Below are 22,527 nucleotides of genomic sequence, written 5' to 3' on the forward strand. Positions count from 1 at the left end.
ACTCTGGTCCGGTCCTTCACCGCCGCCCCCACCCGCAGCTACCAGCGCGGCGACAAAACCACCCGGACCTACCGCACCCGCGAACCCAAACCGCCATCATGAGTGTCAGCGATGTCCCAAGACATAAGTGTCAGCGATGTCCCGAGACACCACACGCCGCTGGGCGAACGAAAACGCGCCGAAACCGCTCAATTCAGTACGGGCAGCACCAGTCGCGACGACGATCGCACCGTGTTGATGCTGCTGGTTCCCACACTCGCATGCCGGAAGTTCATGATCGCGGAAGTGTCCGGGTTCTGGTCGTCGCCGGTGATCGTGAGCTGGATTCGATGCCCCACCTCGAAACGGCGGGCGTTGGGCACCAACGGAATTCGGTACTCGACGTCCTCACCGACGGGCAGTGCGACGGATCGGCGGCAGGGCAGCACGGGCGCGCCGGTTCGGCTGGCCGCTTCGTCGACCTCGCGCAGGCCGGCGCGCAGCCACCCCGCGGTGACCGCTTCGGCGCTGCCGTCGGGGGCGACGTCGGACAGCGTGGCGATCCACGCGGTGTCGGCGGCGGTGGAACGGGCCACCAGGCGCACTTCGACGTCGCCGACGACGTCGACCGCCTCGGTGAGCGGCGGGCTGGTCCAGGTCAGCGACGACGGGGGATCGATCGCACTGGGCTTGGCCCGGCCCAGGCCGGCGCCGAGCGCCATGAATTCCCTTCCACCCGAGGCGCCTTCGTCGGCGTCCAGCCCGCCGTCGGCGCGGAGCGCCAGTTCCCGGTGGGTGCCTGCCGGCGGCCACGACTCGGCGGTGCGCCAGGCGCCCTCGGCGCCGGGCAGCACATAGCGGATGGCGGGCCCGTCGAGGATGCCGGTGTCGACGTTCTTGAGCCAATGGTCGTACCACGCCAGCGCCTCGATGTGCAGGCTCTCCCACGGCCAGGTCAGGCCGTACTCGCCGAGCATGCCCATCCGCACGCACGGGCTGTTGGTCAGCCCGGCGAAGGTGGGGAACGTCGACGGCAGGTGCAACGGGACGTTCTGCCAGTCGCAACCCAAATACACTGGGATGTCTACGTTTTCGAGCAGTGGTAGCAGGTTGCGCTCATCCCACCAGGCATCGCGGACCGGATGGCGCACCGCGGCGTCGAGCCAGAGCTCGTCCCACGGGTGCGGGTCGTGCGGCAGCTTGAGCAGTCCACGCATCATCGTCACCGCAGCCTCGCCGTTCATCGTCGCGAACCTGTGATGCAGCGGCTCGGTGTTGAGTGCCCAGCGCGCCAGACCCAGTGGGCGGCTGCGCCAGAACGTGTCGGTGCGGGCCGCGGTCAGGCCCAGCATCGACAGGAACGGCGTCACGAAGGAGGAGCTGAACAGACCGTGATGCATCGCGGCCTCGTACAGGTCGGCCGTGACAGCGACCGGGAAGATGGCCTTGAGATGGGGCGGGCGTTCGACGGCGGCCTCGAGTTGGGTCATCGCGAAATAGCTGATGCCGATCATCCCGACGGTGCCGTCGCACCACGGCTGGGCGGCCGCCCATTCCACGAGGTCGTACAGGTCGCGGCGTTCCTGGGCATCGAAGAAGCCGAACGTGCCGCCGGAGCCGCCGGTGCCGCGCAGGTTGGCGATCACATGGGCATAACCGCGGGGTACCCAGAAGTCGGTCGCGCCGGCCTCGATGAACCCGGCCGGGGCGCCGAGATCCTGGATCTGCCGTGGGTAGGGGGAGGCCGCGATCAGGGCGGGGAAGCGGCCAGCGGTATCGGGGCGATGCACGTCCGCCAACAGTGTGATGCCGTCCCGCATGGGGACCGCGACGTTGACGTCGGTGGTGATGCCATGGTCGGGGGTGCTGAGGTTGCGGTACTCCCGGCCGGTGGTCTGTGGTCCGTTGAGCCGGCGCTGACCGGCCTCGATGCCGGACACGGTGTGCGACGCCATCATGGCTCCTTTTTCACGTGCTGTTGAGACTAATTTCACGCTACGATGAAACTAGTCTCAACGCAATATGAAATTCGTAGCTGAGGTGAGCTCATGGCGAAGAGGTCGACGACACCGGGACCGCGTGACGAAAAGGGCGTCCTGGCGGCCCGGATTCTGGAGGCCGCCCGCGGCGAGTTCGCCCAGCACGGCTCGGCGGGAACCACGATCCGGGCGGTGGCCCGCCTCGCCGACGTCGACCCGGCCCTGGTCTACCACTACTTCGGGTCCAAGGACGGGCTGCTCGACGCGGCGACGAATCCCCCGCAGCGCTGGCTGGAGTCGGTTGCGGCCACGTGGACGGCCCCGGTGCCCGAGCTCGGCGGTGCGCTGCTGCGGCTGATGCTGCGCGCCTGGGCCGACGACGAGATCGGCCCGGTCCTGCGCGCCGTACTGCAGACGGCCGCCCACGAGCCCAGCACCCGCGAGAAGCTGCGCAGGGTCGTCGAGGGTCAGCTGATCGGGGTATCGCAGCTGGGCGCCGACGAGGCCGACCGCCTCAAGCGCAGCGGCCTGATCTCATCCCAGATCATGGGTCTGGCAATGATGCGCTACGTCTGGCGGATCGAACCCGTCGCGTCGATGAGCGAGGACGAACTGCTCGCGGCGGTCGCGCCGAACCTGCAACGCTACGTCGACGGGGACTTGGACTAGGCACTACCAGCCGCCCACCCAGCCATCGAAGACGGCGTCCGGCTCGTCCTCCGGCGCGGTGGACCGGCCGACGAGGAAGTCGAAATCGCATCCCCGGTCGGCCTGCAGTACCCGCTCGACGTAGAGGGCCGTGTATCCACGGCGGGATGCCGCCGCGGCAGCCGGCAGTTCGCGACGCCGCTGAGCCAGTTCGGCATCGGTGAGCGCGACGTCGAGTCGGCCGGCGGGCGCGTCGAGCGTGATCAGGTCGCCGTCTCGGACCAGGGCCAGTGGGCCGCCGACCGCGGATTCCGGGCTGATGTGCAGAACGCACGTGCCGTAAGCGGTTCCGCTCATCCGCGCATCGGAGATCCGCACCATGTCGGTGACGCCCTGGCCGAGCAGCTTGCTGGGGATGGGCAGCTGCCCCCACTCCGGCATCCCGGGCGCACCCCGGGGGCCGGCGCTGCGCAGCACCAGAACCGAATCCGCGGTCACCTCGAGATCGGGATCGTCGAAGCGGCGCATCAGGTCGGCCATGTTCTCGAAGACGACCGCCGGCCCGCGATGCACCAGCAGCCCCGGGGTGGCCGCGCTGGACTTGATCACCGCGCCGTTGGGCGCGAGATTGCCGCGCAGCACCGAAAGTCCTTGGGGCGGCTGGAACGGCGCACTCAAGTCCGCGATCACCGTCGGGTCGGTGCCGGGTCGATCGGGCAGGTTGTCGGCGACCGTCTTGCCGGTGACCGTCACCGCCTGGGTGTGCAGCAGGGGCTCGATCGCCTTCATCACCGCGGGAATGCCACCGGCGTGGAAAACCTGTTCCACGAGATGCCGGCCGGCCGGACGAACGTTGACCACCAGCGGGGTACGGGCCGACAGTTCATGGAACCGGTCCAGCGACAACTCCACCCCGGCTCGCCCGGCAATGGCCAACAGGTGCACGACCGCGTTCGTCGAGCCGCCGACCGCGAGCATCAGCGTGATGGCGTTGTCGAATGCCTCGGCGGTGAGCACCTGTGACGGACGCAGCCCCTCGGTGGCCAGGCCCACCGCGCGCGCGCCCACCATCTCGGCCACCTGGAGCCGCCGAGAGTCCATGGCCGGCACCGCCGCCGCTCCGGGCAGGGTCATGCCGAGGCCTTCGACCAGGGTGGCCATCGTCGACGCGGTGCCCATTTCCGGGCAGTGTCCCTGTGACGGTCCGGCCGCCGATTCCAGACGGTCGTACTCCGTCAAGGACATTCGGCCGGCCCGCACGTCGTCGATGTACTTCCACAGATCGGTACCCACCCCGAGTTGCCTGCCGTTGAAGACCGCGGGAGAGGCCGGCCCGCCCGTCAACACGATCGCGGGGACGTCGGCACTGGCGGCACCCATGAGTTGCGCGGGCACCGTCTTGTCGCAGCCGCCCAGCAACACGACCGCGTCGAAGGGGTAGGCGCGGATCGACTCCTCGACGTCCATCGCCATCAGGTTGCGGAACAACATCGTCGTCGGCTTCATGAGCTGCTCGCCGAGTGAGATGGTGGGGAATTCCAGCGGAAAGCCGCCCGCCGCGAGCACACCGCGCCGAACCGCATCGGCCATACCGCGAAAGTGCATGTTGCAGTTCACGACTTCCGACCACGAGTTGCAGATGCCCACGATCGGCCGGCCGTCGACCGCCATCCGGGAAAACCCGGAAGCCCGCATCGCGGACCGGTGCACGAAGCCGGGGACGTTGCGGCCGGAGAACCATCGGGCGCTCTTGAGCTGGTGGGGCGGGCTGCTCACCGGCCGGCTCCTACCGGACCCGCGCGGCATAGGCGGTGAGCTTGCGCATCGCCGGCTGCCGTGCGGCCTGGTAGCTGAGCCAGCGACCGGACTTGGTCGCCATCAGCCCGCCCACCAGTCGCTGCTGCCAGGGCGCCTTGTGCCCGTTGGCCCGTACTCGGGCTGTGGGTGCCACACCGCCGGCGTCGGCCAGCGCGACCTTGGCGGCGTTGTGTCCGCTGGCACCCATCACCCCACCGCCGGGGTGCGTGCCCACGCCGCACAGGTAGTAGTTCCGGACCGGCGTGCGGTAGTCGGCCAGCTCGGGAAGGGGCCGCGCGCCGAAGAGTTGGTCGAGCATCATGCTCCCGTGGAAGATGTTGCCGTCGGTGATCAGATACTCGTGGTCCAGGTCGTCGGGCGTGATGATCACCCGATCACGGATGTGGCCGCGCAGATTCGGCGCGTAGGTGAACAGATCCTCCAGAACCAGGTCGGCCCAGCGTTCCTTCTCCGCAGCCCAGGTGGTGCCGGACAGTTCCGACGGCAGCTGCTGGATGCCCAGGGTCATCGTGTGCAGGCCGTCCGGGGCCAACGAGTCGTCGGTGACCGACTGGATGACGGCCTCGATCACGAAGGTGCTCGGGAAGGTTCCGCGGCGCTGCGCCTCGAAGGCCTCCTCGAACGCCTCACGGCTGGGTCCGAGTAGCTGGTGTCCGTGGTGCTGGGGACCTTCGCCGGCGTCGGGGAACGGAAGATACTGCGGCAGTTCGTCGATCAGCAGGTGGATGCGGGCCATCGAGCCGCGAGTGTCGATGTTCTCGATCTCTGCCACCAGTGCCGATGGCAGCACCCCGGGCTCGAGCAGCCGTAACAGTGACCGTTTGGGGTCGGCGTTCGAGAAAATCTGGGTGCCGGTGACAACGGAGCCGTCCAGCAGCCGCACACCGGTGGCCACCCCCTTGTCGACGAGCACCTGATCCACCGGGGTCGACGTGCGGATCGTCGCGCCGTAGTGGCGGGCGCCGGCGGCGAGCGCCTCGCTGATCGCGCCCATTCCGCCTCGGGCCATCCCGAATTGACCGAAGTTGCCCTCGAATTCGCCCCAGGAGTGGTGGCCGTAGGTGTAGGCGGTGCCGGGCGAGGACGGTCCGCCGTAGATCGAGACCATGCCGAAGAAGGTCAGCATGCTCTTGAGGCGTTCGTCCTCGAAGTACCGGTCGAGCAGGTCGCGCACCGAGATCAGGGTGAACTCGTCGAACAGCTTCTGCTCGCCGGCCGCCTCGAACGCGGCGAGGACCTCCGAGCGTTCGGGCGGCGAGGTCAGCAGCCACGGCGTGACCAGCCCGGCGAACTTCTGCAACCGGAGCCCGAAGTCGATGAACGCCTGTGCGTCGCGCCGGTTCAGCTTCTCGATCTCTCGCAGCGTGCGGTCGGTCTCCTTCCACATGGTGAGCGAGGTGCCGTCGCGGAACAGGCTGAACGACAACGCGTCCCCCTGATAGAGCTCCAGGCCGAAGCGGGCCAGTTCGAGCTCGCTGATGATCTCGGGGCGGAGCAGACCGGCGATGAAGGCACACGACGACCACTTCGAGCCCGGGATCAGCTCCTCGGTGACGCACGCGCCGCCGACCACGTCCCGGGCCTCGAGCACGAGCACCCGTTTGCCCGCCCGGGCGAGGTAATTCGCCGTGACGAGACCGTTGTGGCCGGCGCCGATGACGATGGCGTCGTAGTCCGGTGATGTCGGCATGTCAGTTCTCCTCGGTCGCGGTGAGGTGGCGGGTGAACAGCGTGGAGATGCTGTCGGTGTCGACGAGTTCGCCGAACCGTCGGAGCACCGGGACGAATTCGGGCGCGTTGTCGCGCACGTATTCCCACTCCGGCCACGACCGCACGGTCATGATCTCCACGACATCGACCCGGGACGGGTGGTCGCCCTCGACCAGGTACACCTCGAAGCTCTCGACGACGTCGAATGCCAGGCAGGTGGGTCGGTCGAGATCGGCGGAGAATGCCTCGAACTCGGCGGCCGTGACTCCCGGGCGCAGGGAGAACATGTTGACGGCGCTGACCGCACCCATCTCAGGCCACCCCTGCGCTGATCATCACGTGCTTGATCTCGGTGTACTCCTCGAGCGCATAGATCGACATGTCCTTGCCGTTGCCCGATTGCTTGAATCCACCGTGTGGCATCTCCGGGGTGACCGGCAGATGGTCGTTGACCCAGACCGTGCCGAACTGCAGATCGCCGGTGATCGCCATGGCCCGTCCGAGATCGTTGGTGAACACCGATGCGGCCAAACCGTATTCGGTGTCGTTGGCCCACGCCACGACGTCGTCGGTGTCGGTGAACGTCGTCACCGAGGTGACCGGACCGAAGACCTCCTTGGTGACGATCTCGTCACCCTGCCGTGCCCCGACCACCACGGTCGGGGCGGTGTAGAACCCGACACCCGGATTGGTGCCCTGGATCAGTTCGGTGTGCCCGGTCGCCTTCGCGCGTGCGACGAAGCCCTCGACCCGGTCCCGGTGAGCAGCGGTGATGACCGGTCCCATCGCGGTGTTCTCGTCGGCCAGATCCCCGAGATCCAGCGCGCGCACCGCTTTGTCCAAGCCCGCGACGAGATCGTCGTGCAGGGATTCGTGCACATACACCCGGGATGCGGCCATACAGTCCTGGCCGGAGTTGCAGAACGCACCCTCCATGATCTTGTCCACGGCCAGCGCCACGTCGGCATCGGCGAGCACCAGGACCGGGGCCTTGCCGCCGAGTTCGAGATGCAGCCGCTTGAGATTGGAGTCGGCCGACGCGCGCATCAGTGCACGGCCGGTCTCGACCGAACCGGTCAGCGAGGACATCCGTACCCGCGGATGGGACACCAGACTCGCCCCGACGTCCGTGCCGTGACCGGTCACGACATTCAGCACGCCGGCGGGGAACAGATCCTGCGCCAACTCGGCCAGTCGCAGCACCGAGAACGGAGTGTGTTCGGAGGGCTTGAGCACCAACGTGTTCCCGGTCATCAGGGCGGGGGAGATCTTCCAGATCGCCATCAGCAACGGGTAGTTCCAGGGCGCCACCGACCCGACGACGCCGAGCGGATCACGGCGGATGATGCTGGTCTTGCCGCGGACATACTCGGTGGCAGCCCGGCCCTCCATGGAGCGGGCGGCGCCGGCGAAGAACCGGAGATGGTCGGCGATCATGCCCATCTCCTCGAGTGCCAGCCCGATGGGCTTGCCGACGTTGCGTGACTCGATCTCGGCCAGGTTGGTCAGGTCGGCCTCGACCCGGTCGGCCAGGGTGAGGAAGGCGCGGGCGCGTTCCCCGACCGGGGTCGCCGCCCAGCCGGGGAAGGCGGCGTCGGCGGCGGCGACCGCACGGTCCACATCGGCGGCCGTGCCGTGCGCGGTCTCGGCGAACGTCTCACCTGTCGCGGGGGCGGGCACCGGGTCGACGGCGCCGTCCGAGGCGTCGGTCCAGCCGCCGTTGATGAACATCTGAGAGTTGAAAGTCATGTCGTCTCCTGAGATCTCTGCGGGTTGTGTTTGACGAACTTGTGGTCGGCGTCCACGTCGACGCCCAGCGCGGTGCCCGATTCGTAGGCTGCCTGTCCGGCATGTGCGGCGATGGTCAACAGGGCTCGGACCTCGCCTTTCGAAATTTGTTGCTGCGCAATGGACATGTGGACCATCAGCCCTTCGACGACGACGTCGAGCAGTCGAGCGGTCGGGCGGGGGAAGTGTTGGGCCAGCGCCTCCTCGGCCAGGCCCATCCAGCGTTGGGTGACCCGTTTGGTGGCGGCCCGGCGCACCGCGTCGCCGTAGAGCTCGTAGGTGACGGCGAGTTCGTTGGGGTGCGCCGCCAGGTCGTCGGTGACCGCGGTGACGATGCACTCGATGGCGTCCTCGGCCGAGTCGCACTGGGCCAGGCGCGCCGCGAATCGGTCCGCCAGCTTCGCCACGTGGGTGTCGAAGGCGACGTCGACGATGTCGGCGAGGTTGGCGAAGTGATAGGTGATGGACCCGAGCGGGACATCGGCGGCGGTGCCGATGGCGCGGTGGGTGATGCCGGCGACGCCGTCGGTGGCCAGGACGTCCAGTGCCGCGTCGATGATGCGTTGCCGCCGGTTGGGGTCGTGGCGACGGGTACGGCGGGCTGCAGTAGCCATGCTTCCTCGCTATAAGAACATTTGTACTTATCTGCGGGTACAAATGTAGCGGTGAATCCGGGTATCGGCATGGTGGTGGCTACATCGCCTCGGGCGCGGGATCGGCCAGCTCGCGTTCGTTGAGCGCGTGGCCGAGCCGGGCGTACCGGTCGGGTGCGGCCAACCGCAGGTAGAGGCCGTAGAGCATCCCGCCGCCGAGTGCCACGAACACCAGCGAGAGCATCAGCACGGCCATGCCGCCCTGGGCGCCGAGCAGGATGTCCAGGCTGTCGAGGGTGAGGGCGAAGAAGCCGCCGAGCCCGATCACCGCCAGGATCGGCGCGACGAATGTGTTCCACCGCCGCTTGTCGACCGTCGATCTGCGGAAGAAGACGAAGATCGCGATCGCCGCCACCAGCTGGGACAGGATCACACCGATGGTCCCGATACCGGTGGCCCAGGTGAACAGCCCGGCGAACGGGTCCTGGTTGAAGGCGGCGAACAACGCCACCACGATGGCGATGGTGACGCTTTGGGCCACCGAAGCCACCCAGGGCGTCTGCCGGCGCGGCAGCGTCCAGCCCAGCGGCTTCCAGATCAGACCCTGACGGCCGAGCGAGAACGTGTACCGCGCCACGTTGTTGTGGAAGGTGACGATGGCGGCGAACAGCGCGGTGATGATCAGGATCTGGAACACCAGCGAGATGTTGTGCCCGATGATCGTGTCACTGGCCACGAAGATGAAATCGCCCCCGGATGCCTGCGCGATGCCCACGACACGGTCCAGGCCGAGCGCGTTCATGATGAGCCAGCCCGACACCGCATAGAGCGTGCCCATGAACGCGATCGACAGGTAGGTGGCCCGGGGGATGGTGCGGGCCGGGTCGCGCGCCTCCTCGCCGTAGATTGCCGAGCCTTCGAATCCGATGAACGAGGCATGGGCGAACATCAGTGCCACACCGAGCGATCCGGCCAGGACCACCGTCGGGCTGAACGGTTCGAAGGAGAACTTCGACACCGGCACCGTCCCGCCGAACAGGCTGCAGACGCTGAGCACGGTGATCATGGTGACCTCGAGGGTCATGAAGACCCCCAGGACCCTGGCGCCCGAGTGGACGCCCTGGATGCCCAGTCCCAGACACAACAGCAGGGCGATGCCGGCGAACAGCCACCAGGGCAGGTCCGTGCCGAACCGGTTGTTGAACAGTTCGCCTGCGTAGTAACCGAATCCGCCGTAGAGGCCGGCCTGGATCGCGTTGTAGGCGAAGATGGCCAGGAACGCCGAACCCAGTCCGGGAATCCGTCCCAGGCCGAGGGTGACGTAGGCATAGAACGCCCCCGCGTTGGTCACGTGTTTGCTCATCGCCACGTAGCCGACGGCGAAGATCATCAGCACCACCGCGGCGATGACGAATGCGCCGGGCATCCCGATACCGTTACCCGATCCAATGATGATGGGGTACAAGGCGATGACGACGGTCAGCGGGGAAGCGGCCGCGATGATGTAGAAGAAAATGCTGGGGACCCCGAGGGTGTCCTTCTTCAAGCCGTGGTTGCGCCGGCCGCCGGGCGGCCCGGCCGCGTCCGGCGGACGCTGGCCGGGAACGCGTCCCTCCGGCGGTTCGAGTGATTGGGTTATGTTGGTCATGATCGTTCATCCCTTGTGCAAAGTGGGTTGATGGTACGGGTGTGGTGACCTTCCGTTCAGCTGCTCTGCGGGAACGGTGAATTGAGCCGGTTCGGCGATTGCCCCGCTCACCCCCTCATCTCGAGGGCGAGATCGGTGAGCAGGTCTTCTTGACCGCCGACCATCGCCCGCCGGCCCGCCTCGACCAGAAGTGCGCGAGGTTCGACGTTCACTTCGGCGCCGATACGCTCGGCATGCAGCAGAAAACTGGAGTACACGCCCGCATAGCCGAGGGTGAGGGTCTCGCGGTCGACCCGTACCGGCCGCCGGTGCAGCGGCCGGACGATGTCGTCGGCGGCGTCCATCAGCGCGAACAGATCGCAACCGTGCTGCCAACCCTGCAGGTCGGCGACCGCGACGAAGACTTCCAGCGGACAGTTACCGGCACCGGCACCCAGCCCGGTCAGGGAGGCGTCGACGCGGCGGACCCCCGCCTCGACCGCGACCAGTGAATTCGCCACGCCGAGCGCAAGATTGTGGTGGGCGTGGATGCCGATCTCGGTGTCCGGGTCCAGCACGTCTCGGTAGGCGCGCACGCGCTCGGTGACCCCCGGCATGGTCAGCCGACCACCGGAGTCGGTCACGTAGACACACATCGCGCCGGCGTCCTGCATGATCTTCGCTTGCGCAGCAAGGTGTTCGGGGCCGACCATGTGCGACATCATCAGGAAGCCGGCCACGTCGATGCCGAGGTCGCGAGCGGCCGCGATGTGCGCGACGCCGATATCCGCCTCGGTGCAGTGGGTGGCGACCCGCACCGAGGTCACCCCGAGATCGACCGCCGCGCGCAGGTCGTCGGTTGTTCCGATGCCCGGGAGCAGCAGGGTGGTCAACCGCGCGGTGGTCACGACATCGGCTGCGGCGGCGATCCATTCGGCGTCGGTGTGGGCGCCGGCCCCGTAGGTGAGGCTGCCGCCCGCGAGCCCGTCACCGTGGGCCACCTCGATGGCCGCCACTCCTGCCCGGTCCAGGGCCTGTGCGATCCGGCGCACATCGGCCAGCCCGAATTCATGCCCGACGGCATGCATTCCGTCGCGCAGCGTGACGTCCTGGAGGTAGATCGGCACGTTCACCGCACCGCCTCCTGCAGCGCCACCGAGTGCAGTGCGAGCCGTTCGCCGACCCGCACCGCGGCCGAGGTCATGATGTCGAGGTTGCCCGCGTAGGCCGGCAGATAGTCGGCCGCGCCTTCGACCTCGAGAAAGACCGTGACGTGCTGCAGATCCGCGGTCGGGTGCGCGGAGCCGGCCAGGCGCCGGCGCAGGTCGCCGCGGGGCACGGCCGTGATCCGGACGTCCTGCTTGAGCCGGTAGCCGGGTACGTACCGGCTCACGGTGTCGACCATGGCGGTGACGGAGTCGCTGATCTGCTGCTCGTCGGCGGCCGAGACCAGTGCGGTGACGGTGTCGCGCATGATCATCGCCGGCTCGGCGGGATTCAGCACGATGATGGCCTTGCCGTTGGCCGCCCCGCCCACTTCCTCGATGGCCCGGGCGGTGGTCACGGTGAATTCGTCGATGTTGGCCCGAGTGCCCGGCCCCGCTGACCGCGACGCGATCGAGGCGACGATTTCGGCGTAGTGCACCTCGGTGATCCGCGACAGCGCCGCCACGACCGGGATGGTGGCCTGCCCGCCACATGTCACCATGTTGACGTTGCGCCGGTCGCTGAGGCCGGCGAGGTTGACCGCGGGCACGACGAACGGGCCGAGCGCTGCGGGGGTCAGGTCGACGATGCGGACACCGGTCGGCCGGAGCCGGGCATCGTTGGCCGCGTGCGCCTTCGCGCTGGTGGCGTCGAAGACGACCGCGAGGTCGTCGACGACGTCCATCGCCAGCAGCCCGTCCACACCGCCGGCGGTCACCGCCACGTCGAGCGCGGCGGCGCGCGCCAATCCGTCACTGGCCGGGTCGATTCCGACCATCACCACGGGGTCGAGAACATCGGATCGGCGCCGCAGCTTGATCATCAGATCGGTGCCGATGTTGCCCGATCCGATGATCGCCGCCTTCAATCGTGTCGCCACGGCACCGGCTCAGTTCGCCAGAACCGAAAACGGCGCGGGCCGAGGCGAGACCGTCACCTCGGGGGTGGTGGTGGCGACCAGTTCGTTGATGATGGCGGCGTGCCTGACCTTGTGCCGCACGAGGCGCTCGTGGTACTCGGGCTCGATCCAGCCGTTGTACATCACGGCTTCGGACTCGCCCGGCTCGATCTTGAAGTACACCGGTCCCGCCACCGCCGCGATGGCGCCGGTCTCCCACAGCCGGTTCATTCCGCCGAACGACTCGAAGGTCTCGGCCCACACGTCCAGCGGGATGTCGACGTGGCGACGGATCGCGGCGAGCATCGGGCGGGTCAGGTCACCCACCGGATTCACACTGTCGGCGCCCAGCTCCTGCAGGATCTTGATGGACGCCGGGTTCGCGTGTCCGGCGTAGACCGAGATCTTGAACTTGACGTCGGCGGGGATGTGGCCGGCGTCGCGGGCCTTGTTGAGGATGTCGAGGACACCTTCGTCCCACACCAGTACACCCCTGATGCCGGCCGAGAACATCCGCAGGTAGTCGTCGAGCAGGTACCGGATGTTGTCCAGCCCGCGCACCCGGCGGCCGCCGGCCTGGCCTTCGGAGCTGAGCGCCTGGCGGCCCAGATCCCATCCCGTGCGCGGTCCGGGGACGGCGATCAGCTCGATCCCGTTCTCCGCGGACAGCGTTGCCACGTCGCGTAATTCGCTGGTTGTCAGCAGGGTCGAACCGCCACCGAAGGCGACGATCCGGTTGATGAACACGCCCTGTTTGTCCGATTCGTCCAGCAGTGCCTCGAGCGTCGAGAGTCGCTCGACGCCGGACACCTCGAGGCGGTAGCTCCCGCCGTCCTCGAACCTCTTCGGCGACGGGGTCAGGGCGTAGTCGTCGGCAGGCAGGAGCCCCTGTGCCGCCAGGATGGCCGCCCCGTCGACCTTCGAACCGTTACCTGCTGCTGCGGTGGACATGACGTCTCCTTCTGATTGCCGTCCGGAGACGACCAAAATTTCACTGAGTGAATTACTGATTTCGACAAATGAAAATCTAGGGCTGCGGGGGTGTGCTGTCAACCGGTGCGCCGATATCCGCGCGGACCGGTCGGTGTCGCCGGGTGACTTCACTGGGCACTGGTAACATTCACTGAGTGAAAAACCAGGAGGCGTCCGACAAGGGTTCGAATCTGATCGGCGTGGAGCGCACGGTCCGGATTCTCGAGGCGGTGGCCGAGGCCGAATCCGCCAACCTCACCGAAATCGCAAAGGGCACAGGGCTTAACGAGGCGACCGTGCTGCGCTACCTGAACACGCTGACCGCCCTTGGGTACATCGAGCGATTCGATGCGACGCAATACCGCTTGGGCTGGCAGATCTTTCGGCTAGGGCGGCGTGCGTATGCCGGCCAAGTGCCCTCGGAAGCTGTCCTGCCGACGATGGAGCGGCTGCTGCTCGAGTTCAACGAGACGGTGAACTTCGCCGTCCGCAAGGACCGCTCAGTGGTGATCGTCGAAGCCGTCGAAGGCCGGCGCGCGCTCAAGAAGGTCACCGAAGTCGGCCAGGTCGACCCCTGGCATGCCTCGGCGCTGGGGAAGGCCCTGCTCGCGTCGATGCCCGACAAAGAGTGGCGCGAGCTCGTGTCGGCGGCCGGCCTGACGCCGCTCACCCCGCACACGATCACGTCGATGAAACAGATGGCCGCCGAGATCAAGGACATCCGGGCGCGCGGCTTCGCGATCGACCGGGAAGAGGCCGAGGACGAGCTCACCTGTGTGGCCGCCGCGATCCCGACCGCGTCGGGCAAGCCGTCGCAGTACGCGCTGAGCGTGAGCTTCCTGACCCACCGGTTGACGCCGGAAAGCCTCGAGCATGCGGGCAAGCAGGTGGTCGAGGCGGCGGCGGAGATCGCGGCGAAACTGCCGTGATGTCCTGACGAGCGCACGGGCGACCCGCGCCGACCAGTAGACTCGTCGGGTTACGGCAGGACGAAAATACGGAGAAGAACCCGATGAGCGGCCATTCCAAGTGGGCTACCACCAAGCACAAGAAGGCCGTCATCGACGCCAAGCGCGGCAAGATGTTCGCCAAGCTCATCAAGAACATCGAGGTCGCGGCGCGCGTCGGCGGCGGCGACCCGGCGGGTAACCCGACCCTGTACGACGCCATCCAGAAGGCCAAGAAGTCCTCGGTGCCCAACGACAACATCGAACGGGCCCGCAAGCGCGGCGGCGGCGAGGAAGCCGGCGGCGCCGACTGGCAGAACATCACCTACGAGGGCTACGGGCCCAACGGGGTGGCCGTGCTGATCGAGTGTCTCACCGACAACCGCAACCGCGCCGCCGGTGAGGTGCGGGTCGCGATGACCCGCAACGGCGGCAACATGGCCGACCCCGGTTCGGTGTCCTACCTGTTCTCCCGCAAGGGTGTGGTGACCCTGGAGAAGAACGACCTGTCCGAGGACGACGTACTGATGGCGGTGCTCGACGCCGGTGCCGAAGAGGTCAACGACCTCGGCGACAGCTTCGAGATCATCTCCGAGCCCACCGACCTGGTCGCCGTCCGCACCGCGCTGCAGGACGCCGGCATCGACTATGACTCCGCCGAGGCCGGCTTCCAGCCGTCGGTGACCGTTCCGCTGGACGCCGACGGCGCCCGCAAGATCATGAAGCTCGTCGACGCGCTGGAAGACAGCGATGACGTGCAGGACGTGTACACCAACGCCGACATCCCCGACGAGGTGCTCGCCCAGCTCGACGAGTGAGCTCAGGCCGGGTGCAGACTGACCGGCACCGCGCCGTAGCGCGTCATCCCGGTCGGCGGGTCCAGATCGTCCTTGGACGTCAACACGTTGACGTTGGTGCCGGCGTGACCGTGCGGCACCGAGACCACACCCGAACGCACCGACGGGTCCAGCCGCGCGACACCGGTCAGTTCGCCGTATTCGGTGCGGACCACGATCTTCTGCTCGTCGGTGATCCCGGCGGCCGCCGCATCCGCCGGGTTCACGATGATGTCGGCCGGTTCGCCGAGGAACTCCAATTGAGTGTTGAGCCTTCGTAATTGGCGCCGGGGGACCAGCATCGGGCCGGTGGTGTGGCGCAGGCCGTGCAACTGGTCGACGAGCACCTGCGGTGCCAGCCGCCAGCCGCCGAGACGCTCGACGTGGCGCTGCACCCACGCCGCGGGCAGTTCCCGCTGCGCCTGGGTCCAGCCGGTGGCGACCAGCTCGTCATAACCGGTCCGGCCGCCCGCGTTGAGCGTGGCCAGCATCTGCTCGTCGGTGGCCGTGGTGTCGGCGATGTCGTGGCCGAGCCGTGTGCCGATCTCGGCCAGCACCCACCACATCGAGCGGCGCGCGCCGACGGGCCCGGTGATCGCCGGCGTGTGCTGGGCGGAGATCCGGGTGCTCATGAAGTCCCACAGCGTGACGTCCGGGCGTTCGAGCTGGCCCGTGGTCGGCAGCACATGCGTCGACGCCCGCGTCGTGTCGTTGGGCAAGATGTCGGCGGTGGCCAGCACCTCGAGCTTGGCCAGCGCCGGGCGCAGCGTGTCGACCGCGGGAAAACCGGTCAGCAGGTTGCCGCCGAGGTTGATCAGCGCGCGGATGTTGCCGGCCTCGATCTCGTCGGGCAGGGTGGCGCAGGGCCATTCCCGCATGAACGCGCGCGTCTCGGGGCGACTGCGTGGCCCTGGCCTCGACTTGCCCTCCGGCGGAGCGATCGGCAGGTCGAACAGTTCGAGCTGATAGCCGAAGCCGGGGTGGAACCACACGCCGCCGGGGGTGTTCATCGACCCGGTCAGGATCAGTAGCGCCCACGAAAACCACTGCGTCACATTGGCACTCGCCGACATGGTGACACCGGTTCCGGTGTCGATCGCGATGCGCCCGACGCGGCGGACCGCGGCGAGCAGGTTCTCGAGATCGGCCTGTTCGACGTCGGCGAGCATGGCGGCGTGCGCCGCGGTGAACGGCTCGACGGCGTCGGCCAGCACATCGAGGTCCTGCACCGGGACGCTGCCGTCGGCCCCGTCACGCAGGATCTCGCGGACCAGGAACCCCAGCACCGCATAGTCGGTGCCCGGTCGCGGCGCCAGGTGGCGGGTCGCCAGTCGCGCGGTCTCGGTGTGGCGGGGATCGACCACCCACACCTCGGCGCGCTTGGCCAGCTCGCGAAACACCCCGCGTGGATTGGGCATGCCGAGGGTATGGCCATGGGAGACAACGGGGTTGCTGCCGATCACGATGACCAGCTCGGCACCGGCATAGTCGGGCCGGCCGGTCAGCCCCGCCGAGCCGCCCATCAACTCCGCCACCAACACCTTCGCGGTGCCGTCGATGGTCAGCGGACTGAACTTGGCCGGGGTGCCGATCGCCCGGTGCAGCGCCTCGGCGATGCGGTAGCCGGCGGCGTCCATCCCGACGCCGGTGCCGAAGTTGATGGCGACCGCCGCGGGCCCGTGTTCGTCGATGATTGCGCGCAACCGGGAGCCGAGGTCGTCCAGGCAGGTCTCCCAGCTGGTTGCGGTCAACTGTCCGTCGACGCGCAGCAGCGGCTGCTCGAGGCGGTCGGGATGGTGGTGAATCTGGGGCAGGGCGCGGCCTTTCGGGCATGTGTAGCCGCCGGAGAACGGGTGCTCACCATCGCCGTGCACGGCCAGTACGCGCTCGCCGTCGAGCTCGACCAGAATTCCGCACACCGAGGTGCACACCCGGCAGAAGCTTTTCACCACGCGGGTTCCGCCCGTGACCATGCCCAGAACCGTACGCTGCGGGGATGACCGAGGTTACCGACCCCGACGGTGTCAGCTGGTCGGTGCGTCGCTGGTGGTGGCGGACCATCCCGTGGGAGTCCGGCTTTGCCACGCTGGACGCCCTGATCTTCCTGATCGTCCTGCCGTTCATGCTCATGTGGCCGTTCTGGCTGCTGGCCAAATGGTGTGGTGTGCCGTGGACGATCATCATCAGGCGCGACGGCACCGAGGTCGGCCGCGAGCGGGTCAAAGGCTGGTCGCGGTCGGGTCAGCGGGTGGCCGAGATCGCGCAGTCGGCGCAGGAGGGCACCCTGACGCAATTCCCGGCGCCCGAAGCCTGATCAGCGCATCCCGTGGCCGGGCGCGTCGTGGAAGATCAGGCCGCCGCCCAGCAGGAACGGATACAGCGTCGGGTAGGGGACATCCGGCGGGGTGGCCGAAAGCTGCGCGTTACCGGGGGTTTCGCATTGGCTGTTGCCTGCACTGACTGCGGTACAGACCATGTGCGGGTCGTCGGCTGCCGCGGCGATCGGCGCGGCCACGACGGCGGCCGCGATCCCGGCGGCCACCAGGCCGGCGGCCAGACGAAGGTTCGTCCTCATGATGATTCTCCTTCGAAACTGAACGTACAGTTTCGAAATGTGCAGCGTCCTGGAGCCCGCCGGTAATCCCGGCGCCGGCGGTGACCTGACTCACCGCCCCAGGCCGCCGATGGCCGCGTCGACGATCGCGTCGGCGGCGGCATCGTCCAGGGTGCCGCCGGTCATCAGCCGGTACAGCGCCGGCCCGACGACCAGGTCGATCGCAACGTCACGGCCGGTGTCAGGGCGCAGTTCGCCACGGGCCACCCCGCGCTCCCAGATCGTCTCCAGCACCGCGCGCCGGGACCGCACCAGTCGGTCGCGCAGTTCGTCGGCCACCGCGGGATCGAACTGCGCCTCGCCGACCAACTGTGCGAACACCCGGCCGCTGGGTCCGGTGTAGAAGTGGCACAACCCGCGCAACCAGATCGCGAAATCTTGGCGGGCCGAACCGGTATCGGGCTCGGGGGAGTCGGCTTGCAGTTCGGAGAAGAAGGCATCGACGGCAACCGCGTACTTGTTCGGCCACCACTTGTAGATCGTCGCCTTGCTGGATCCGCTGCGGGCGGCGATCTGCTCGACGGTCATCGCCCGTAACCCGATCTCGCCCAACAGCTCCGAGGTTGCCCGGACCACCGCGGACCGGGACTGCTCGCTGCGCGGCCGGCCGGGTTTGGCGCGGGTGGCGGAGTCCTGGACGCTCACAGCGGATACAGCTGCTCGAGATTGACCACGATGGCTTCCTGGGTGCTGCGTGCGATGACGACGACCGCCCGCTCGTCGGGATCGGGATTCTCCTCCCGGTGGGGCAGATGCGGCGGCACGAAGATGTAGTCGCCCGGCTCGGTGCGGATCCGCACCTCCCGGACACCGTCGTGAAAGACGAATTCCGGGTGGCCGCTGCGCACGAAGATGGCCGTCTCCGATTCGCCGTGGTGGTGGTTGGCCGACGCCACTCCCGGCTCGACGTGGGTCTCGCCCATCCACAGTTTCTCCGAGCCGACCGACTGCCCGCTGATCGCGGCGAACCGCCGCATGCCGCCGGTCTGGGAAGTGTCGGTGTCGAGGTCGGCGGCCCGGATGTGACGCACGCGATGGCGCGCCGGCTCAGTTCCGGACAGGTCGGGATGGAATGCGTCGGGGCCGCCCATGTCCCGACGATAACCACGTGTGGCGGACCGCGTGTCCTGTCCGATCCTGTCCGCCCGGCCCGCTACTGTGATCGAACAGCTGTTCGTTTCTCGGAAGGCGATCCGTGCGGGTGATGGGAGTCGACCCTGGGTTGACGCGTTGCGGGCTCTCGGTGATCGAGAGTGGCCGCGGCCGGCACGTGATCGCCCTCGATGTCGACGTGGTGCGCACCCCGTCCGACCAGCCGCTGCAGCATCGGCTGCTGACCATCAGCGACACCGTCGATCACTGGATGGACACCCACCTGCCCGACGTGATCGCGATCGAGCGGGTGTTCGCCAACCACAACGCCAACACCGCGATGGGCACCGCGCAGGCCGGCGGGGTGATCGCGCTGGCCGCCGCCCGCCGGGGCATCGACGTGCACTTCCACACTCCCAGTGAGGTGAAGGCGGCAGTCACCGGCAACGGCCGGGCCGACAAGGCTCAGGTCACCGCGATGGTCACCCGCATCCTGCAGCTGCAGCAGAAGCCCACACCGGCCGACGCCGCCGACGCGCTGGCCCTGGCGATCTGCCACTGCTGGCGGGCGCCGATGATCGCCCGGATGGCGCACGCCGAGGCGATGGCGGCCGAGCAGAAGCGGGCGTATCAGGCGCGGCTGAAGGCGGCCCGCGCGTGATCGCGTCGGTACGCGGGGAAGTCCTCGACATCGCGCTGGACCACGTCGTCATCGAAGCCGCCGGTGTCGGCTACAAGATCATGACCACCCCCGCCACACTGGCCACGCTGCGGCGGGGTACCGAGGCCCGGCTGATCACCGCGATGATCGTGCGCGAAGACTCCCAGACGCTCTACGGCTTTGCCGATTCCGATGCCCGCGACCTGTTTTCGACACTGCTCGGGGTGTCCGGCGTCGGGCCCAAGATCGCGCTGGCGACGCTGGCCGTCTACGACGCGACCGCGCTGCGCCAGGCGCTGGCCGACGGCGACGTAACCGCCCTGACGCGGGTGCCCGGCATCGGCAAACGTGGTGCCGAACGCATGGTGCTCGAACTGCGGGACAAGATCGGCGCGGTTGCCGGGGGCTCCGGAGCAGTCTCCGCGACCGGGCATGCGGTGCGCGCCCCGGTGGTGGAAGCCCTTGTCGGACTTGGCTTCGCGGCCAAGCAGGCGGAGGAGGCATGCGACAAGGTGCTGGCCGCCGACCCGGACGCGAGCACCCAGAGCGCGCTGCGGGCGGCGTTGTCGATGCTGGGTAAGAAATGAGCCGGTTCGACACCGACGACGAGGACGAGGCATTCGACCGGGATGTCTCGCCTGCGCTGACCGTCGGGGAAGGCGATATCGACGCGAGCCTGCGGCCCCGGTCGCTGCGCGAGTTCATCGGCCAGCCGCGGGTGCGCGAGCAGCTGCAGCTGGTGCTCGAAGGCGCCAAGAACCGCGGTGGCACACCGGATCACATCCTGCTGTCGGGCCCACCCGGTCTGGGTAAGACGTCGCTGGCGATGATCATCGCCGCCGAACTCGGCTCGTCGCTGCGGGTCACGTCCGGTCCGGCGCTGGAACGCGCCGGCGACCTGGCCGCGATGCTGTCCAACCTCGTCGAGGGCGACGTGTTGTTCATCGACGAGATCCATCGCATCGCCCGGCCCGCCGAGGAGATGCTGTACCTGGCCATGGAGGACTTCCGGGTCGACGTCGTCGTCGGCAAAGGCCCAGGGGCCACGTCGATTCCGCTGGAGGTCGCGCCGTTCACCCTGGTCGGCGCCACCACCCGGTCCGGCGCGCTCACCGGGCCGCTGCGCGACCGGTTCGGGTTCACCGCGCACATGGATTTCTACGAGCCGCCCGAGCTGGAACGGGTGCTGGCGCGCTCGGCCGGCATCCTCGGCATCGAGCTGGGCGCCGAGGCCGGATCCGAGATCGCCCGCCGGTCGCGCGGCACACCGCGCATCGCCAACCGATTGTTGCGACGGGTGCGCGACTACGCCGAAGTACGCGCCGACGGGGTGATCACCCGCGACATCGCCAAGGCGGCGCTGGCCGTCTACGACGTCGACGAGCTCGGTCTGGACCGGCTGGACCGGGCGGTGCTCTCGGCGCTGACCCGCAGCTTCGGCGGCGGCCCGGTCGGGGTGTCCACCCTGGCCGTCGCGGTGGGGGAGGAAGCCACCACCGTCGAGGAGGTGTGCGAGCCGTTCCTGGTGCGGGCCGGCATGATCGCGCGGACTCCCCGCGGCCGGGTCGCCACGCCGCTAGCCTGGACCCACCTCGGCATGGTTGCACCGCCGCGAGCCAGCGGGCTCGGGCAGCCGGGCCTTTTCGAGTGATGGGAGCCCCGATGGTCACCGCCGCAATGGTTTTCGCCGGCCTGGCTGCGCTGTTGCACGTCTACATCTTCACGATGGAGTCGCTGACCTGGACCACCCCTCGGACCCGCGCGGTGTTCGGCACCACCGCCGAGGAAGCCGAGACCACCAAACTGATGGCTCTCAACCAGGGCTTCTACAACCTGTTCCTGGCGATCGTGAGTGTCCTCGGCATCATCGCGATTGCCATGGGGCACACCGGGATCGGCGCCGCGCTGGTGTTTGCCGGCGTCGGATCCATGCTCGCCGCGGCGGTGGTGCTGCTGGCCTCCGCGCCGGACAAGGCGCGGGCAGCCGTCATTCAGGGGGCATTCCCGCTGGTGGCCGTGGTGCTGTTGGTGATGGCCGTCATCTGACGCCGGTGCGATCGCGCACCTGATTACCGCCGGCGCGCTTCGCCTCGTACATCGCCACGTCGGCGGATTCGCCGAGCTGCTTGATGACTGCCGCCACCGCGGTGCCGTCGATGTCGGTGATCGGCACCGCCGCCACCCCGACGCTGGCGGTCACGCCGTACGGCATTTCTGCGACAGCCGCCCGGAGCCGCTCGGCACAGTCCACGGCAGCGCCCGGTTGGGTCAGTTCGGCGACCAGGAATTCTTCGCCACCCAAGCGAGCCACGACCGAATCCATCGCACTGCAGCGAATCAGGTTGTCGGCGACTGCCAGCAGGACCGTGTCGCCGAACCCGTGGCCGTGCACGTCGTTGATCTGCTTGAACCTGTCCAGATCGACCAGCACCACGGCCAGCCACTGCTCTTGCGAGGTGTCCGCCGCAGCGACCAGCTGCAGCACCGACTGGTCGTAACCGCGCCGGTTGCGCAATCCGGTGAGCGGATCGGTGTCCGACATCCGCGCGTCGAGGCTGAGCAGATGCATGAACAACTGGGTTCCGAACGGGACCGCGAGCACCGCGATCAGCATTCCGACGACATGTCCCACCGCCATCGCGGTGTCGCCCGCCGCAGCGATCCGCACGCCGGCGTACACGATCGTCACGATGGCGTTGACCAACGTCACCGCCAGCAGCCGGCTGGAGTGGTACAGGCTGACGTAACCGGCGATGGGGGCAAAGGTGGCGCACGCCAACAACCCGGTGGCCGGCGTCCCGGCGATCACGCAGGCGACGGTCACGCCGGCGTTGGCGCCGACGGCGAACAGCACGGACAGGCGTCGGCTCGGCCAGCCCGCCAACCAGCTGCCCGCCCCGGCGAACGACAGGATCGACATGACGATCGCGATGGTGCGCTGCACCTCGCCCTGTGGACCCGACGGGCTGAACAGCATCACCAGCGGCACCACGCCCAGGGTGATGACGACCGCCGCGATCAGGAATCGGCTGAAGCGCTGTAACTGCCGCGAAGCGAGGTATTCGGATACCCAGTCGTATTGATCGGGCTGGTGCCACCACTGGCGGACCCACGCCGCCATGCCCACGTCGTTGTGCATCTGCTCCCGAAACCGCCTAC

23 protein-coding genes are annotated in these 22,527 nt (G+C 68.2%); 8 read left to right on the forward strand and 15 right to left on the reverse strand.

Annotated features, from left to right (window positions below):
- Positions 1 to 188 precede the first annotated feature (188 nt).
- The gene (locus tag MSZK_RS02525) at positions 189 to 1,934 is read right to left on the reverse strand and encodes a CocE/NonD family hydrolase (RefSeq protein WP_233211085.1); all 1,746 of its coding nucleotides are present in this window, start codon (positions 1,932 to 1,934) and stop codon (positions 189 to 191) included.
- A 93-nt stretch (positions 1,935 to 2,027) separates the two neighbouring features.
- Here MSZK_RS02525 and MSZK_RS02530 point away from each other — a divergent pair, with 93 nt between their 5' ends.
- Positions 2,028 to 2,627, forward strand: a complete 600-nt coding sequence (locus MSZK_RS02530) for a TetR/AcrR family transcriptional regulator (RefSeq protein ID WP_099244511.1) — start codon at positions 2,028 to 2,030, stop codon at positions 2,625 to 2,627.
- A 3-nt stretch (positions 2,628 to 2,630) separates the two neighbouring features.
- Here MSZK_RS02530 and MSZK_RS02535 read toward each other — a convergent pair whose 3' ends face one another.
- From MSZK_RS02535 to MSZK_RS02575, 9 genes are all read right to left on the reverse strand, one after another.
- Positions 2,631 to 4,382, reverse strand: a complete 1,752-nt coding sequence (locus MSZK_RS02535; RefSeq protein WP_233211086.1) for a dihydroxy-acid dehydratase — start codon at positions 4,380 to 4,382, stop codon at positions 2,631 to 2,633.
- A gap of 10 nt (positions 4,383 to 4,392) precedes the next feature.
- Entirely contained in the window at positions 4,393 to 6,114 is a 1,722-nt protein-coding gene (locus MSZK_RS02540) for an NAD(P)/FAD-dependent oxidoreductase (RefSeq protein WP_099244515.1), read from the reverse strand.
- Position 6,115: 1 nt separating this feature from the next.
- Positions 6,116 to 6,445 (reverse strand): hypothetical protein, encoded by a 330-nt coding sequence (locus tag MSZK_RS02545; protein WP_099244517.1) that lies wholly within the window; start codon positions 6,443 to 6,445, stop codon positions 6,116 to 6,118.
- 1 nt (position 6,446) lies between these two features.
- Positions 6,447 to 7,883, reverse strand: a complete 1,437-nt coding sequence (locus tag MSZK_RS02550) for an aminobutyraldehyde dehydrogenase (RefSeq protein ID WP_099244519.1) — start codon at positions 7,881 to 7,883, stop codon at positions 6,447 to 6,449.
- Positions 7,880 to 8,536, reverse strand: a complete 657-nt coding sequence (locus tag MSZK_RS02555) for a TetR/AcrR family transcriptional regulator (protein ID WP_099244521.1) — start codon at positions 8,534 to 8,536, stop codon at positions 7,880 to 7,882. Before MSZK_RS02555 ends, MSZK_RS02550 begins: the two co-directional genes overlap by 4 nt.
- A gap of 79 nt (positions 8,537 to 8,615) precedes the next feature.
- Positions 8,616 to 10,163, reverse strand: a complete 1,548-nt coding sequence (locus MSZK_RS02560) for an APC family permease (RefSeq protein WP_099244523.1) — start codon at positions 10,161 to 10,163, stop codon at positions 8,616 to 8,618.
- Positions 10,164 to 10,270: 107 nt separating this feature from the next.
- Entirely contained in the window at positions 10,271 to 11,269 is a 999-nt protein-coding gene (dmpG, locus tag MSZK_RS02565) for a 4-hydroxy-2-oxovalerate aldolase (protein WP_371411279.1), read from the reverse strand.
- A 2-nt stretch (positions 11,270 to 11,271) separates the two neighbouring features.
- Positions 11,272 to 12,228 (reverse strand): acetaldehyde dehydrogenase (acetylating), encoded by a 957-nt coding sequence (locus MSZK_RS02570; RefSeq protein ID WP_099244527.1) that lies wholly within the window; start codon positions 12,226 to 12,228, stop codon positions 11,272 to 11,274.
- A 9-nt stretch (positions 12,229 to 12,237) separates the two neighbouring features.
- Entirely contained in the window at positions 12,238 to 13,197 is a 960-nt protein-coding gene (locus MSZK_RS02575; protein ID WP_099244529.1) for a hypothetical protein, read from the reverse strand.
- A gap of 221 nt (positions 13,198 to 13,418) precedes the next feature.
- Between MSZK_RS02575 and MSZK_RS02580 the strand changes: the two genes are divergently transcribed.
- Both MSZK_RS02580 and MSZK_RS02585 read left to right on the forward strand, forming a co-directional pair.
- Positions 13,419 to 14,147 (forward strand): IclR family transcriptional regulator, encoded by a 729-nt coding sequence (locus MSZK_RS02580; protein WP_158230536.1) that lies wholly within the window; start codon positions 13,419 to 13,421, stop codon positions 14,145 to 14,147.
- Positions 14,148 to 14,230: 83 nt separating this feature from the next.
- Complete coding sequence (locus tag MSZK_RS02585) at positions 14,231 to 14,983, forward strand: YebC/PmpR family DNA-binding transcriptional regulator (RefSeq protein ID WP_099244533.1); 753 nt, start codon at positions 14,231 to 14,233, stop codon at positions 14,981 to 14,983.
- 2 nt (positions 14,984 to 14,985) lie between these two features.
- Here MSZK_RS02585 and MSZK_RS02590 read toward each other — a convergent pair whose 3' ends face one another.
- Positions 14,986 to 16,974 (reverse strand): molybdopterin-dependent oxidoreductase, encoded by a 1,989-nt coding sequence (locus MSZK_RS02590; protein WP_099244535.1) that lies wholly within the window; start codon positions 16,972 to 16,974, stop codon positions 14,986 to 14,988.
- A gap of 23 nt (positions 16,975 to 16,997) precedes the next feature.
- On the opposite strand from MSZK_RS02590, the gene MSZK_RS02595 reads away from it, so the two are divergent.
- Positions 16,998 to 17,315, forward strand: coding sequence for a hypothetical protein (locus MSZK_RS02595; protein WP_099244537.1), 318 nt, complete (start codon positions 16,998 to 17,000; stop codon positions 17,313 to 17,315).
- Here the strand turns inward: MSZK_RS02595 and MSZK_RS02600 are convergent, their stop codons facing one another.
- The 3 genes from MSZK_RS02600 to MSZK_RS02610 all read right to left on the reverse strand — a co-directional run bounded on the left by MSZK_RS02600 (position 17,316) and on the right by MSZK_RS02610 (position 18,706).
- The gene (locus MSZK_RS02600) at positions 17,316 to 17,576 is read right to left on the reverse strand and encodes a hypothetical protein (protein ID WP_099244539.1); all 261 of its coding nucleotides are present in this window, start codon (positions 17,574 to 17,576) and stop codon (positions 17,316 to 17,318) included.
- Positions 17,577 to 17,666: 90 nt separating this feature from the next.
- Positions 17,667 to 18,260: a TetR/AcrR family transcriptional regulator gene (locus tag MSZK_RS02605; protein ID WP_099244541.1), complete on the reverse strand. Its 594-nt coding sequence runs from the start codon at positions 18,258 to 18,260 to the stop codon at positions 17,667 to 17,669.
- The gene (locus tag MSZK_RS02610; protein ID WP_099244543.1) at positions 18,257 to 18,706 is read right to left on the reverse strand and encodes a cupin domain-containing protein; all 450 of its coding nucleotides are present in this window, start codon (positions 18,704 to 18,706) and stop codon (positions 18,257 to 18,259) included. The genes MSZK_RS02605 and MSZK_RS02610 overlap by 4 nt, the downstream gene beginning before the upstream one ends.
- 104 nt (positions 18,707 to 18,810) lie before the next feature.
- On the opposite strand from MSZK_RS02610, the gene ruvC reads away from it, so the two are divergent.
- From ruvC to MSZK_RS02630, 4 genes are read left to right on the forward strand one after another with little or no spacing between them, the layout of a single operon-like run.
- Positions 18,811 to 19,368, forward strand: a complete 558-nt coding sequence (gene ruvC, locus MSZK_RS02615; RefSeq protein ID WP_099244545.1) for a crossover junction endodeoxyribonuclease RuvC — start codon at positions 18,811 to 18,813, stop codon at positions 19,366 to 19,368.
- Positions 19,365 to 19,955: a Holliday junction branch migration protein RuvA gene (gene ruvA, locus MSZK_RS02620; protein WP_099244548.1), complete on the forward strand. Its 591-nt coding sequence runs from the start codon at positions 19,365 to 19,367 to the stop codon at positions 19,953 to 19,955. The genes ruvC and ruvA overlap by 4 nt, the downstream gene beginning before the upstream one ends.
- The gene (ruvB, locus tag MSZK_RS02625; RefSeq protein WP_099244550.1) at positions 19,952 to 21,019 is read left to right on the forward strand and encodes a Holliday junction branch migration DNA helicase RuvB; all 1,068 of its coding nucleotides are present in this window, start codon (positions 19,952 to 19,954) and stop codon (positions 21,017 to 21,019) included. The genes ruvA and ruvB overlap by 4 nt, the downstream gene beginning before the upstream one ends.
- An 11-nt stretch (positions 21,020 to 21,030) precedes the next feature.
- Positions 21,031 to 21,414, forward strand: a complete 384-nt coding sequence (locus MSZK_RS02630; RefSeq protein ID WP_099244676.1) for a DUF1304 domain-containing protein — start codon at positions 21,031 to 21,033, stop codon at positions 21,412 to 21,414.
- On the opposite strand, the gene MSZK_RS02635 is transcribed toward MSZK_RS02630, so the two are convergent.
- The gene (locus MSZK_RS02635; protein ID WP_099244553.1) at positions 21,407 to 22,507 is read right to left on the reverse strand and encodes a diguanylate cyclase; all 1,101 of its coding nucleotides are present in this window, start codon (positions 22,505 to 22,507) and stop codon (positions 21,407 to 21,409) included. The genes MSZK_RS02630 and MSZK_RS02635 overlap by 8 nt on opposite strands.
- Positions 22,508 to 22,527 lie beyond the last annotated feature (20 nt).

Origin of the sequence: Mycobacterium sp. shizuoka-1, assembly GCF_002723835.1 — a bacterium.
Classification (GTDB): Bacteria; Actinomycetota; Actinomycetes; order Mycobacteriales; family Mycobacteriaceae; genus Mycobacterium.